The 12519-nt window shown below is 75.0% G+C and carries 12 protein-coding genes; 6 read left to right on the plus strand and 6 right to left on the minus strand.

Translation table 11 applies throughout. The features are described 5' to 3' along the window. Positions 1 to 210 precede the first annotated feature (210 nt). Positions 211 to 945: an MgtC/SapB family protein gene (locus ABT015_RS27165; protein WP_350883503.1), complete on the plus strand. Its 735-nt coding sequence runs from the start codon at positions 211 to 213 to the stop codon at positions 943 to 945. Positions 946 to 1004: 59 nt separating this feature from the next. After that, positions 1005 to 1682: a YoaK family protein gene (locus ABT015_RS27170; protein ID WP_350883505.1), complete on the plus strand. Its 678-nt coding sequence runs from the start codon at positions 1005 to 1007 to the stop codon at positions 1680 to 1682. 44 nt (positions 1683 to 1726) lie between these two features. Here ABT015_RS27170 and ABT015_RS27175 read toward each other — a convergent pair whose 3' ends face one another. From ABT015_RS27175 to ABT015_RS27185, 3 genes are all read right to left on the minus strand, one after another. Next, positions 1727 to 2389, minus strand: coding sequence for an Rv1733c family protein (locus tag ABT015_RS27175; RefSeq protein ID WP_350883507.1), 663 nt, complete (start codon positions 2387 to 2389; stop codon positions 1727 to 1729). A 630-nt stretch (positions 2390 to 3019) separates the two neighbouring features. Beyond that, positions 3020 to 3472 carry a nucleotide triphosphate diphosphatase NUDT15 gene (locus ABT015_RS27180; RefSeq protein ID WP_350883509.1) on the minus strand — a complete coding sequence of 151 codons (453 nt, stop codon included), beginning with the start codon at positions 3470 to 3472 and terminating at the stop codon, positions 3020 to 3022. Positions 3473 to 3513: 41 nt separating this feature from the next. Beyond that, positions 3514 to 5022 (minus strand): SDR family NAD(P)-dependent oxidoreductase, encoded by a 1509-nt coding sequence (locus tag ABT015_RS27185; protein ID WP_502897408.1) that lies wholly within the window; start codon positions 5020 to 5022, stop codon positions 3514 to 3516. A 279-nt stretch (positions 5023 to 5301) separates the two neighbouring features. On the opposite strand from ABT015_RS27185, the gene ABT015_RS27190 reads away from it, so the two are divergent. Further along, entirely contained in the window at positions 5302 to 6741 is a 1440-nt protein-coding gene (locus tag ABT015_RS27190) for a GuaB1 family IMP dehydrogenase-related protein (protein ID WP_350883514.1), read from the plus strand. Here ABT015_RS27190 and ABT015_RS27195 read toward each other — a convergent pair. The 3 genes from ABT015_RS27195 to ABT015_RS27205 all read right to left on the minus strand — a co-directional run bounded on the left by ABT015_RS27195 (position 6702) and on the right by ABT015_RS27205 (position 9499). Then, positions 6702 to 7607, minus strand: a complete 906-nt coding sequence (locus ABT015_RS27195; RefSeq protein ID WP_350883516.1) for a DUF5995 family protein — start codon at positions 7605 to 7607, stop codon at positions 6702 to 6704. The genes ABT015_RS27190 and ABT015_RS27195 overlap by 40 nt on opposite strands. 237 nt (positions 7608 to 7844) lie before the next feature. Continuing rightward, positions 7845 to 8234: a DUF3224 domain-containing protein gene (locus tag ABT015_RS27200; protein WP_350883518.1), complete on the minus strand. Its 390-nt coding sequence runs from the start codon at positions 8232 to 8234 to the stop codon at positions 7845 to 7847. 176 nt (positions 8235 to 8410) lie between these two features. Then, positions 8411 to 9499, minus strand: a complete 1089-nt coding sequence (locus tag ABT015_RS27205; protein WP_350883520.1) for a PP2C family protein-serine/threonine phosphatase — start codon at positions 9497 to 9499, stop codon at positions 8411 to 8413. 143 nt (positions 9500 to 9642) lie between these two features. Here ABT015_RS27205 and ABT015_RS27210 point away from each other — a divergent pair, with 143 nt between their 5' ends. The 3 genes from ABT015_RS27210 to ABT015_RS27220 all read left to right on the plus strand — a co-directional run bounded on the left by ABT015_RS27210 (position 9643) and on the right by ABT015_RS27220 (position 12509). Next, positions 9643 to 10611, plus strand: coding sequence for a pseudouridine synthase (locus ABT015_RS27210; RefSeq protein WP_350883522.1), 969 nt, complete (start codon positions 9643 to 9645; stop codon positions 10609 to 10611). 72 nt (positions 10612 to 10683) lie between these two features. After that, positions 10684 to 11445: an SDR family NAD(P)-dependent oxidoreductase gene (locus ABT015_RS27215; protein ID WP_350883524.1), complete on the plus strand. Its 762-nt coding sequence runs from the start codon at positions 10684 to 10686 to the stop codon at positions 11443 to 11445. Further along, positions 11442 to 12509 (plus strand): S-adenosylmethionine:tRNA ribosyltransferase-isomerase, encoded by a 1068-nt coding sequence (locus ABT015_RS27220; RefSeq protein WP_350883527.1) that lies wholly within the window; start codon positions 11442 to 11444, stop codon positions 12507 to 12509. The genes ABT015_RS27215 and ABT015_RS27220 overlap by 4 nt, the downstream gene beginning before the upstream one ends. The last annotated feature ends 10 nt before the right edge of the window (positions 12510 to 12519 follow it).

Below are 12519 nucleotides of genomic sequence, written 5' to 3' on the forward strand. Positions count from 1 at the left end.
AAGGTCGGCATGGGCGCCCTGCGCGCCTACCTCCTGGTCGCGATGGTGATGGTCATCATCAAGATCGTCCAGACCGCGCTCAACCACTGAGCCGCAGACCGCAGCCCGGACGGACGGGTGGTGGGCAGCGGCCCGCCACCCGTCCGTCCGTCTCCCCGGTCTCGCAGCCCTTTCCGCTCTCCCCGCTCTCCCAGTGAAGGAGGTGCCGTCGTGCACACCCTGACCACCGTCGACTTCCTCGTCCGGCTCGCCACCGGGGTCGCCTGCGGCGCGCTCATCGGCGTCGAACGCCAGTGGCGGGCCAGGATGGCCGGCCTGCGCACCAACGCCCTGGTCGCCGCCGGCGCCACCCTGTTCGTGCTGTACAGCGAGGCCGTCGGTGACGCCGCCAGCCCCACCCGGGTCGCCTCCTACGTCGTCTCCGGCATCGGCTTCCTCGGCGGTGGCGTCATCCTGCGCGACGGTGCCGGCGTCCGCGGTCTCAACACCGCTGCCACGCTGTGGTGTTCGGCCGCCGTCGGGGTGCTCGCCGCCGCCGGGAAGCTCGAATTCGCCGCCCTCGGCACGCTCGGCGTCCTCGCCGTCCACCTGATCCTGCGCCCGGCCGGCCGGATGCTCGACCGGGCCCCGCAGTCCGGCAGCGACCCCGACTCCACCGTCCGCGCCACCGTCCACCTGGAATGCGAGCGCAAGGCCGAGACCCACATCCGGGCCCTGCTGCTCCAGGCACTGTCCGCCTCCGGCCTCGCTCCCACCGGCCTGCGCGCCCGCCGCACCGACAGCGGCGACGCCACCAGCCTGCGCGCCACCGTGGCCATCACCGGGCAGGTCGCCCCGGCCCTCGAACAGGTCGTCAGCCGGCTCTCCCTCGAACCCGGCGTCCGCGACCTGCACTGGCACCTCGACGACGAACCCGACGACCCGAGCCGCCCGGCGCTCGCCTAGAGACCGGCCCGGGGGAGGTAGAACGGAGGCACCGTCACGAGGCCGACCAGGAGGTCCCGATGTTCACCCCCGACCCCAGGCACGGGCCGCTGGTGCCGATGCTGCTGGTACTCACCGTCGTCACCGGACTGGTGGACGCCGTCAGCTACCTCCGGCTCGGCCACGTCTTCGTCGCCAACATGACCGGCAACGTGGTCTTCCTCGGCTTCGCCCTGGCCGGTGCCGCCGGACTCTCCGCCACCGCCTCGCTGAGCGCCCTCGCCGCGTTCGTACTCGGCGCCCTGGTCGGGGGCCACCTCGCCCGACGGCTGCCCGACCACCGCGGGCGGCTGCTGACCACGGCGGTGGTCGCCCAGACCGTGTTCGTCGCCGCGAGCATCGCCCTGGCCACCGTGGCCGGCTACACCTCCGACCCGGCCCGCTACGGCCTGATCGGGCTGCTGGCCTTCGCCATGGGCGGCCAGAACGCGGTGGTCCGCTCCCTCAAGGTCCCCGACCTGACCACCACGGTGCTCACCATGACCATCACGGCCCTCGCCGCCGACCGCACCGGCCCCCGCCGGCTGGCCTCCGCCGTCTGGATGTTCGTCGGCGCCCTCGTCGGGGCCTTCCTCATCCGCCAGGCCGACGTCCCCGTCGCCCTGGCCCTCGCCCTGACCCTCCTCGTCGCCGTCGCGGCCCTCACCCACCGGGCCGCCGGAGCCCACCCGGCACCGGCCTGGATCCACCCGCTCTGACCCTGCGCCGCGCCCCTCCGCCCGCCGGTTCGCTCCAGGTCCTGTCAGTCGTCCTGGCGGTGGCCGGCGCGGCCGCTCCAGAGGGGTTCGAGGCGGGCCCAGCCCTGGGTCCAGGCTTCGTCGGCGCGGCGGTCGAGGACGTGCAGGCGAAGGCGCAGGGCGAGGGTGAGCAGGGCCAGGAGGGCGAGGAGGGCGCCGGCGCCGGTGCAGACGGCGGAGACGGCGACGGTGGCGCGGTTGGTCGGGGGCGAGGAGAGGGCGCCGGCGGGGTCGACCCACACGGGGACGACGGTGCCGGTGACGGCCGTGCGGGGGGCCTGGACGGTGCCGGTGTGCGGCTGCCCGTCGGGGTAGGTCCAGGCGGCCTCGGCGTCGACGCGGGTGTTGTAGCCGCTGCCGAAGCGTCCGCCGGTGCCCGCGCCGGTGCCGTGGTCGGGGAGGGTGAGCACCACGGCGTCGACCTTGTGGAGGCGCACGCGGTCGCTGTCGGCCTGGGGTGCGGTGGCGTGGTAGGCGAGCAGGGCGCTGCCGGTGGCGAAGGCGAGGGCGAGCACGGCTCCGAGGGTGCTCAGCAGCCAGGCGCGGGCGCGGGCCCGGTCGACGGGCCGGACCAGTGGTTCGTGCCGGGCACCGAAGGCCCGCCGTAGCCGGCGGCCGGTTCGCGGCGGGCGCGACGAGGGCCGGGCGGGGCGGGGTGTGCTGGACACGTCGACGGCTCCTCAGGGGGCTTGGGGCGGCGCGGTGGTGAGGTCGTGGTGCTTCGTCACCCAATTTCCACCCGGTGGCCGCCCGCGCACAAGAGTCGTGCGGGCTCGTACCACCGGGACCTGTGGACGGCGCCGCCGCGCGCCGGTCGCGTTCCGGGTCGCGCCCGGGCACGCGGCCACCCGGCGCCCCTTCGCACACCCGGGACGTTCGGCCCTCGGCAGCGGCCGGGGCGGGCGGGCAGGCTGGGGTCCGGCCGCATCCTTCGTGCCAGGGGACGGCTTGGCCCGGTTGACCGTGGGGGTGCCGGGCCGTGGTGCGGTGCAGGGGGTGAGCGTGGGGCTGCCTCCTGCCCGCCCGCACCCGGGTGACGGCGTCTGCGCCCGGGCGCCGGATGCGCGAACTCGCCGAACGCGCCGGGTGAGCCGCGGCATCGCGAACGGCCACCCGTGGTCGGGATCATCGCCCCGACGCCGCCGCTGCTGAAGCGGATCACCAACCCCGAGGCCGCCCGCAACGGCTGACGGCCCGTCGCCACTCGGAGCGGGCCGCCCGAGCGGTGGGCTCTCAGCGTGGGCCGAACGGGGAGTGGTGCCTCGGCGTCCGAGCGGCGACCGGGTACCCCGTCGCCCTCAGCGGGTGACGGGGTACCCGGTCGTTCCGGCCCGGACCACCGACGGCCGTTCCGGCAGCCAGGCGCCGAGGACCAGCGAGGACGGGTAGAACATCGGCTCCGGCAGCGCGTCCAGCGCGACGCGCTCCCAGCCGCCGCAGGCGTGCGGCTCGGTGACGACCGCCTCGGCCAGGCTCGGCGGCGCCAGCACGGCGGCGGTCAGCCGGGGCCGGCCGAGCTCGTGGTCGAGCAGGAGGGCGAGCACCCGCATCTGCTCGGCGGGCAGCACGATGCCGGTCTCCTCGGCGAGTTCGCGGGCCGCGGTCCGCTCGAAGGACTCGCCGGGATCGACCTTTCCGCCGGGCAGGCTCCAGGTGGGCGGCTCGCCGGCGGTGGTGCGCCGGCCGATCAGCACCCGGCCGTCCCCGGTGGGCACGATGACTCCTGCGCCGAGCAGCGGTGCGGTGGTCAATTCGCCATCTCCTTCGCGGGGATCCTCGCCAGGATCGGGGATTACCAGTTGGAGCGCTCGTAGTCCTTCAGGAAGCAGCCGTACAGGTCCTCGCCGAGCTCGCCGCGGACGATCGGGTCGTACACCCGGGCCGCGCCGTCGACCAGGTCGAGCGGGGCGTGGAAGCCCTCGTCGGCCAGCCGCATCTTGTCCGGGTGCGGCCGCTCGTCGGTGATCCAGCCGGTGTCGACGGCGGTCATCAGGATGCCGTCCGTCTCGAACATCTCGTGCGCGCTGGTGCGGGTGAGCATGTTGAGCGCGGCCTTGGCCATGTTGGTGTGCGGGTGGCCGGCGCCCTTGTAGCCGCGCTGGAACACGCCCTCCATCGCGGAGACGTTGACCACGTACTTGCGGCGGGAGGCGGAGGCGGCCATCGCCGGGCGCAGCTGGCTGATCAGGATGAACGGCGCGGTGGAGTTGCAGAGTTGGACCTCCAGCAGCTCGACCGGGCCGACCTCCTGGACGGTCTGCACCCAGCTGTTGGTGGGCGCGAGGTCGGGCACCAGCCCGCCGGCGTCGATCGCGGTGCCGGCCTCGATCCGGGCGGGCGTGGCGGAGCCGGTGACGAGCGCGAGCGAGGTGACGTCCTCGGCGGCCATCCGCTGCGCGTCGCCGCTCGCCTGGTGGGGGAGGGCGGGAAGGTCGACGCTGCCGCTGCCGAAGCGGCCGATGGTGGTGGCCTGCGGCAGTTCGCCGGCCGGCAGCGGCGCGGACTCGGCGGCGATCAGCTCGCGGTAGGACTCCGGCGGGCGGCGCACGGTCTGCGCGGCGTTGTTGATCAGGATGTCCAGCGGACCGTCGGCGGCGACCTCGTCGGCGAGCGCCATGACCTGGGCCGGGTCGCGCAGGTCGATGCCGACGACCTTGAGGCGGTGGATCCACTCGGCGCTGTCCGGCATCGCGGTGAAGCGGCGGATGGCGTCGTTGGGGAAGCGCGTGGTGATGGTGGTGTGGGCACCGTCGCGCAGCAGCATCAGCGCGATGTACATGCCGATCTTGGCCCGGCCGCCGGTGAGCAGCGCGCGCTTGCCGGTGAGGTCGGCGCGGGCGTCCCGGTGGGACCGGTTCTTGACGGCGCAGTCCTGGCAGAGGTTGTGGTAGAACGCGTCGACCTCGACGTACCGCTGCTTGCACGTGTAGCAGGAGCGGGGCCGCTCCAGGATGCCGGCGATCTCGGTGCTGGTGACGGTGGTCAGGCCGAAGGCGCCGGCGGTCTCGTCGTCGATCCGGGTGGGGGCGCCGGTGGCGGTGCGCGCGGTGACCTCGCGGTCGTTGGCGGTCTTGCGGGCCCGGGTCTCCTGGCGGCGGCGCTGCTTGAGCGTCCGGAATATGCCGCCGACGGCCTGGCGGACGGTGATCGCGTCCGGGTGGTCGACGTGCAGCTGGTCGAGCTCGGCGAGCACGTCCAGGCAGAGCCGCAGCCGCTCGGGGTCGAGGCCGGGACCGTAGTCGATCTCCTCGCCGCTGTCCGTGCCGCTCTGGTCCTGCTTGATGTCCACGCCCGCCGTCATTGCCTGTCGCCGCTTCCCGCTCGCCTCGCCGTTACCGCGTGAATGCTACGGGAGCGGCCCTGGCCGGGGCGAAAACCGTCGGCCTTGGATGATCGTCCAAGTCTACGCGCGGAGCATTGATCATGGTTTGTACACAGTGCCAGCAATAGGCCTCGAACTGGCTTTTGATCCCACCGTCCCGGAGAATCGAATGCTGGGTGCCGGGCGCCCGAGTGCGCCCGGCGGCAGTGCCGCAACCGCACCCGAGGTGTAATTTCTCCCAGCCAGAGAGCCCCCTTCATGCGCTTCCTGAACGACCTCAAGCCCTCGTACGACTTGACGTACGACGACGTCTTCATGGTCCCCAGCCGTTCCGCCGTGGGCTCCCGGCAGGCGGTCGACCTCTCCTCGAACGACGGCACCGGCACCACCATCCCGCTGGTCGTCGCCAACATGACCGCCATCGCGGGCCGCCGGATGGCCGAGACCGTCGCCCGCCGCGGCGGCCTGGTCGCCATCCCGCAGGACATCCCCACCGAGGTCATCGCCGAGGTCGTCTCCTGGGTCAAGCAGCGCCACCTGGTGCACGACACCCCGATCACCCTCGCCCCGGGCGCCACCGTCGCCGAGGCGCTGTCGCTGCTGCCCAAGCGCGCGCACGGCGCCCTCGTGGTCGTCGAGGACGGCAAGCCGGTCGGCGTCGTCACCGACTCCGACTGCCAGGGCGTGGACCGCTTCACCAGCCTCGCCGACGTGATGTCCCGCGACCTGCTGCTCCTCGACGAGGGCATCGACCCGCGCACCGCCTTCGACAAGCTCACCGAGGCGCACCGCAAGCTCGCCCCGGTCGTCGACGCCGAGGGCCGGCTCGTCGGCATCCTCACCCGCAAGGGCGCGCTGCGCGCCACCCTGTACACCCCGGCCGTGGACGCCGCGGGCAAGCTGCGGATCGCCGCCACCGTCGGCATCAACGGCGACGTGGCCGGCAAGGCCGAGGCCCTGATCGACGCCGGCGCCGACGTGCTGGTCGTGGACACCGCGCACGGCCACCAGGAGTCGATGATCAGCGCGCTGCGTGCGGTGCGCGGCCTCGACCCGCGGATCCCGATCGTGGCCGGCAACGTGGTCTCCGCCGCCGGTGTCCGCGACCTGGTCGAGGCGGGCGCCGACATCCTCAAGGTCGGCGTCGGCCCCGGCGCCATGTGCACCACCCGGATGATGACCGGCGTCGGCCGCCCGCAGTTCTCCGCCGTGCTGGAGTGCGCCGCCGAGGCGCGCCGGCTCGGCAAGCACGTGTGGGCCGACGGCGGCGTCCGCCACCCGCGCGACGTCGCGATGGCGCTGGCCGCCGGCGCCTCCAACGTGATGATCGGCTCCTGGTTCGCCGGCACCTACGAGTCCCCGGGCGACCTGCAGACCGCCGCCGACGGCCGCCAGTACAAGGAGAGCTTCGGCATGGCCTCGGCCCGTGCGGTCAGCAACCGCACCTCCCAGGACTCCTCGTACGACCGGGCCCGCAAGGCGCTGTTCGAGGAGGGCATCTCGCACTCCCGGATGTTCGTCGACCCGGCCCGCCCGGGCGTCGAGGACCTGATCGACTCGATCGTGGCCGGTGTGCGCAGCTCCTGCACCTACGCGGGCGCCAACACCCTGGAGGAGTTCCAGGAGAAGGCGATCGTCGGCATCCAGAGCGCGGCCGGCTACGCCGAGGGCAAGCCGCTGCACTCCAGCTGGGCCTGATCGGGCCGGGCCCGAGCGCCCGCTCCTTCACCGGCCGGCCGGTTCCTCGCCTCGGGGAGCCGGCCGGCCGCCGTACGGGGCGCGTCCGGTGCCCTGCGGGGTGCGTCCGGCGCCGTGCCCGGCGCGTGCGGTGCCTTGCCTGGCGCGTCCGCCGTGCCCGCCGCCGCGCCCGGCGCGTCCGCCGTGCGTGGTGAGCCGCCGGGTGCGTCCGGCACGGGGTGCGGGCCGAGCGGGAGCAGCAGGGCGTGGCCGAGCAGGCCGGCCGAGCAGTCCAGGGCGGTGGCGAAGGCCCGCGCGGCGGTCGGCACCGCGCGCAGCTCCCAGAGCGCCTGGGCGGCGGACCACGCCCCCTCGCGGGCGGCCTCCACCGACCAGACGCCGAGCAGGTGGGTGAGCGGCTCGGCGCGCTCCAGCAGGTCCGGGCCGGGCATCAACTGCTCCCGGACGGCCGTCTCCACCTCCGCCAGCAGGCCGTTGATCCGGTGGTAGTCCGCCGCGAGCCCGGCGGGCTCGCAGCCCCGCCGCAGGCAGGTGTCCACGACGGCGAGCGGCAGGTCGTGCTGGATGTGGGCGTTCATCCCGGCCAGCGCGAACTGCAGCGGGTGCACCCCCGGGTGGGCGCGCAGCGCGAACAGCGGCCGCCAGCAGGCGGGCGGCTCCTGCCCGGCCGCGTCGGCGGCCACGGCCAGCAGGTAGCGCCCGGCGAACACCGTATCCAGCTCGGCCATCGCCGCCGGATCGGCGAAGTACGCGCCGCCGAGCCGGTCGCGGACGGCCTCCGTGACGGTGAGGTAGAGCCGGTTGAAGACCGCCACCCCGTCCGCCGGGGGCAGGCCCGCCCCGATCTCCCGCAGCCGACCGACCACCTCCTCGACCGTGACTGGCGCCGTGACTGGCGCCGTGACCTGAGTCGTGACTGGCGTCGCGACAGACGCCGTGACCGTGTTCGCGGCCTGCACCGCGACCGGCGTGCCGTCCGCCGCCATCGTCGTACCGGGCATGCGCCACCCTCCGATGTCGATCGTGCACTGATCGCATCATCGTGGCAGCGCGGACGGCAGCTCGGTGCGTGCGGCACGCGGCGCGCAGGGGAGACCAGATGATCAGCCCAGCTCGTACTCCAGGACGTAGGTGTGGGTACCGGCCTCGTCGACGGTCAGGTGGAACTCGCCGGTGAGCCCGGCCAGCTCGCCCGACCCGGTGCCCGGCACCACGCGTATGGTCGTCCCGCCGGTGTCCCACGCCGCGTGCTGGAGCACGAACGAACCCTTCCGCCCGTCCAGTTCGCCCGTCACGTGCTCCACCGCGACGTACGACGCCGGACCGCCCGAGGGGCCCGCGACGGAGAGCATCCGCACCTCGCTGGTGCCGCTCAGTCCACCCGTGAAGTTCTTGGAGATCCGGACCCGCCCGAAGGCCGCACCCTCGCGCTCCTCCGTCTCCACCGGTTCGAAGCCGGTCAGCTCGAACGACCCGCTGGCCTTGTCTCCCATGGCACTCTCCCTCCGACGATCGCTACCCGGCCGGCCCCTCACCGACCGTGCGTGAAGCCTTGCACACGGCACTGACAATCAGCCGGGCCGTCACCGCTCCCGTCGGCCCGCCCGCCCGCCCGCCCGCCCGCCCGTCCGCCCGTCCGCCCTCCGTCCGCCCGTCCGCCCTCCGCCCGTCAGTGCTCCCAGCGGAGCGCCAGCAGCGCCGCGTCGTCCGTCAGCCCGACGTCGCCGACCCAGCCGTCGACGTCCGCGAGCAGGTCCTCCAGCAGGTCCGCCGGGCTCCCCGCGGGCAGCCCCGGCAGCCGCTCCTCCACGGGGTAGAACCGCCCCGAGGCGTTGCGGGCCTCGGTGATGCCGTCGGTGTACAGGAGCAGCAGGTCCCCCGGCAGCGGCTCGAAGCGGCCCGTCGGGTACCCGTCACCGGTCAGCCCCAGCAGCCCGAGCGGCGGCACGGCGTACGCCGGCGTCAGCGCGCGCACCCGGCCCGCGCGGCGCAGCAGCGGGGGCGGGTGCCCGCAGTTGACCACGCCGACCGGCCCCCGCTCCGCGGGCACGGTCAGCAGCAGCGCGGTGGCGAAGCGCCCCTCCTCCGGCCGGGCGGCGAGCGCCGCGTCCAGCCGCTCGGCCAGCCGCCCGAGATCGGGCTCCGTCCGGGCCGCCTCGCGGAACACCCCCAGCACGTCCGCCGCCGTCTCCACCGCCGGCAGCCCGTGCCCCTGCACGTCCCCGAGCAGGATCCGGGTGCCGTAGCGGGTGTCGACCACCGCGTACAGGTCCCCGCCGATGCGTGCCTCGGCCGCCGCCGCGACGTAGCGCACCGCGATGCGCAGCCGCCCGATCCGCTCGGGCGGCGGGCGCAGCAGGGCCCGCTGCGCCGCCTCGGCGACCGTCCGGACGTGGAACAGCTCCCGCTCCCGGGCCGCGACCAGGACGACGTTGGCGGCGCTGGCCAGGGTCGCCGCGAGCACCGTGATCAGCGCGGTGATGTGCACCTCGGCCGGCAGTTCGGTGTTGGTGGTCTCCAGCAGCGCGACCGCCACGACGGCGATGCCCCCGGCGGCCAGCGGCACCCGGGCGGTGCGGGTGGTCGCCCCGGCCAGGACCGGCGCGACGGCCAGCACGGGGGAGAGGGTCGTCCCCGGCCCCGTCACCAGGTCGGCCACCACGGCGGCGACCAGCAGCCCGAAGGCGCCGACCAGCAGCATCCGGGTGCGCCGCGGCAGATGCAGCGGCGGTACACCGTCCGGGCCGTCTGCGCTCACACGTCCTCCCGGCTGCTCCCGGCGGGTTGGCGACCTACCGTCCACTGTGCTCCGCACTCCCCGTGAGCGGCACCTCGGGGCCGGGGCGGCTCGGGGACCTCGGCCGAGGCCGCCCCGGGCGGGCGGACTACGCTGGCCGGGAGATGAGACGCAAGAGCCGCCGCCCGGCCTCCCCCCTCCCGCAGCGCCACGGTGTGGACCCGGTGCACCTGCGGCTGCCGCCCGAGGGCCCCTGGCCGACCGTCCGCGCCTACCTGGTCGAGCGGCTGCCGGCCGTGGCCGCCGCGCGGATCGACGCGGCGCTGAGCGGCCGCGAGATCGTCGGCGAGCACGGCCCGGTCGCCCCGGACGAGCCGTTCCGGCCCGGCGCGCACCTGTGGTTCTACCGGGACCTCCCCGAGGAGGTCCGCGTCCCGTTCGAACTGGAGGTGCTGTACCGCGACGAGCACCTGGTCGTCGTCGACAAGCCGCACTTCCTGGCCACCACCCCGCGCGGCCGGCACGTCGTCGAGACGGCGCTGTCCCGGCTGCGGCACGGTCTCGACCTGCCCGCCCTCAGCCCCGCCCACCGGCTCGACCGGCTCACCGCCGGCCTGGCCATGTTCGTGGTGCGGCCCGAGGAGCGCGGCGCCTACCAGACCCTGTTCAGCGACCGGCTGGTGCGCAAGGAGTACCAGGCGATCGCCCCGTACGACCCGGCGCTGGAGCTGCCGCGCACCGTGCGCAGCCACATCCTCAAGGAGCGCGGGGTGATCGCGGCCCGAGAGCTGGACGCGCCGCCGAACAGCGAGAGCCGGATCGACCTGCTGGAACGCCGCGACGGCCTGGCCCGCTACCGGCTGCGGCCGCTGAGCGGGCGCACCCACCAGTTGCGGCTGCACATGTGCGGCCTCGGCGTGCCGATCCTCGGTGACCCGGTGTATCCGGTGGTGCTGCCCGAACCGGCCCCGGACGACTTCCGTCGCCCGCTCCAACTTCTCGCCTCGGTGGTCGAGTTCACTGACCCGCTGACCGGTCGGGAACACCGCTTCGACACCCGGCGCACCCTCGCCGCCTGGACGGACCCGCAAGCCTGGGCCGCCGGCCCCGGTCCGGCGACCCATTCGCTCTAGGCCCAACGGACGACCGGGTCCCGGTCCCGGCGGCCGATCCGCCGCCGCCGCTCGCGGGGCGAGGGTGAGGGCATGAACGCAGCACAGCACACCGCCCCCGCGCAGGCCCCCGCCCCCGTCGCCGTGGTCACCGGCGCCTCCCGGGGGCTCGGCCTGGCGCTCGCCCGGGCCCTCGCCGCCGACGGCTGGCAGCTGGTGATCAGCGCCCGCGGCGCGGCCGGACTCGCCGCCGCCGAGGCGGCCCTGGCCGCCGTCACCAAGGTCGTCGCCCTCTCCGGTTCCATCGTCGACGACGACCACCGCGCCCACCTGACCGCGGCCGCCGACGGGCTCGGCGGCGCGAGCCTGCTGGTCAACAACGCCGGTACGCTCAACGGCGCCACCGCGCCCGGCGCCGAGCCGCTGCCCCGGCTGGCCGACCACCCGCTCCCGGACCTGCTGGAGACCTTCGAGGTCAACACGCTCGCCCCGATCGCCCTCACCCAGCTCCTCCTGCCTCAGCTGCGCGCCCGCGCCGGGGCCGTGCTCAACGTCAGTTCGGACGCCGCCGTCGTGCCCTACCTCGGCTGGGGCGGCTACGGCGCCAGCAAGGCGGCGCTCGACCACGCCACCGCCGTACTCGCCCGCGAGGAACCGGAGTTGCGGGTGTGGGCGGTGGACCCGGGCAGCATGCGCACCGGGATGTTGCAGGAGGCCAGCCCTGGTGAGGACATCTCCGGCGAGCCGCTGCCCGAGGAGGTGGTGCCGGTCCTGCTCGGACTGCTGCACGACCGGGCCGCCTCCGGCCGCTACCGCGCCGAGGACCTGAGGGCCGCAGCCGGGGGTGGGCGATGACCGGACTCGTGGACCTCGGCCTCGACGTCGCCGTACCGCCCGAACTCTCCGCCCGGGCACCGGCGGAGGCGCGCGGCGGGGCGCGGGACGGCGTGCGGATGCTGGTCGGCCGACGCGATCGGGGGAGCGTCGAGCACCACCGCTTCACCGAGCTGCCCGGGGTGCTGCGCGCGGGTGACCTGCTGGTGGTCAACAACTCGGCCACCCTGCCGGCCGCGCTGCCTGGCAGGCTGCCCGACGGTACGGCCGTCGCGCTGCACCTGTCCTCCGCCCAGCCCGACCAACGCGGCTCCCACCTGGTGGAGTTGCGTCGGGTGGTGCCGGGGTCGGCGGCCGCCTACTATCCGCCGGCCGACTCCCCGGCCCGCCCCGGTCTGCGGGTGACGCTGCCCGCCGGCGGCGCGGCCGAGCTGGTCGCACCGTTCACCGCCCGGCTCTGGTACGCCCGACTCGCGTTGCCGGCAAGGCTGTTGCCGTACCTGAAGGTGCACGGCAAGGCGATCCGGTACGGCTACGTGGACCGCGACTGGCCGATCGAGGCCTACCAGACGGTCTTCGCGGCCGTCCCCGGCAGCAGCGAGATGCCCAGCGCCGCAAGGCCGTTCAGCGCGGAGGTGGTGGCCCGGCTGGCGGGTCACGGGGTGCTGGTCGCGCCGGTCACGCTGCACACCGGCGTGGCCTCGCCGGAGGCCCACGAGGCGCCGTACGCCGAGCGGTTCCACGTCCCGGCGGCCACTGCCCGCCTGGTCGGCCATGTGCGGGCCGGCGGCGGGCGGGTGATCGCCGTCGGCACCACGGTGGTGCGCGCCCTGGAGTCGGCCGCCGCGTCGGACGGAACCGTCCAGGAGGCGGGCGGCTGGACGGAGTTGGTGATCACTCCGGAGCGCGGGGTGCGCGCGGTCGACGGCCTGCTCACCGGCTGGCACGAGCCCCGGGCCTCGCACCTGCTGATGCTGGCCGCCGTCGCCGGGCGGCCGCTGCTCGCCGAGTGCTACCGGGCTGCCGTCCAGCACCGCTACCTCTGGCACGAGTTCGGCGACGTGAACCTGCTCCTGCCGGACTGAGCCCGCGGGC

This window comes from Kitasatospora sp. NPDC094016, assembly GCF_040304045.1.
Classification (GTDB): Bacteria; Actinomycetota; Actinomycetes; order Streptomycetales; family Streptomycetaceae; genus Kitasatospora.

Excerpts from the sequence above, each read along its gene's own strand:
- ABT015_RS27170 (WP_350883505.1), top strand. The coding sequence starts at position 1,005 with ATGTTCACCCCCGACCCCAGGCACGGGCCGCTGGTGCCGATGCTGCTG.
- ABT015_RS27185 (WP_502897408.1), bottom strand. The coding sequence starts at position 5,022 with ATGACGGCGGGCGTGGACATCAAGCAGGACCAGAGCGGCACGGACAGC.
- ABT015_RS27200 (WP_350883518.1), bottom strand. The coding sequence starts at position 8,234 with ATGGGAGACAAGGCCAGCGGGTCGTTCGAGCTGACCGGCTTCGAACCG.
- ABT015_RS27190 (WP_350883514.1), top strand. The coding sequence starts at position 5,302 with ATGCGCTTCCTGAACGACCTCAAGCCCTCGTACGACTTGACGTACGAC.
- ABT015_RS27220 (WP_350883527.1), top strand. The coding sequence starts at position 11,442 with ATGACCGGACTCGTGGACCTCGGCCTCGACGTCGCCGTACCGCCCGAA.
- ABT015_RS27215 (WP_350883524.1), top strand. The coding sequence starts at position 10,684 with ATGAACGCAGCACAGCACACCGCCCCCGCGCAGGCCCCCGCCCCCGTC.
- ABT015_RS27210 (WP_350883522.1), top strand. The coding sequence starts at position 9,643 with ATGAGACGCAAGAGCCGCCGCCCGGCCTCCCCCCTCCCGCAGCGCCAC.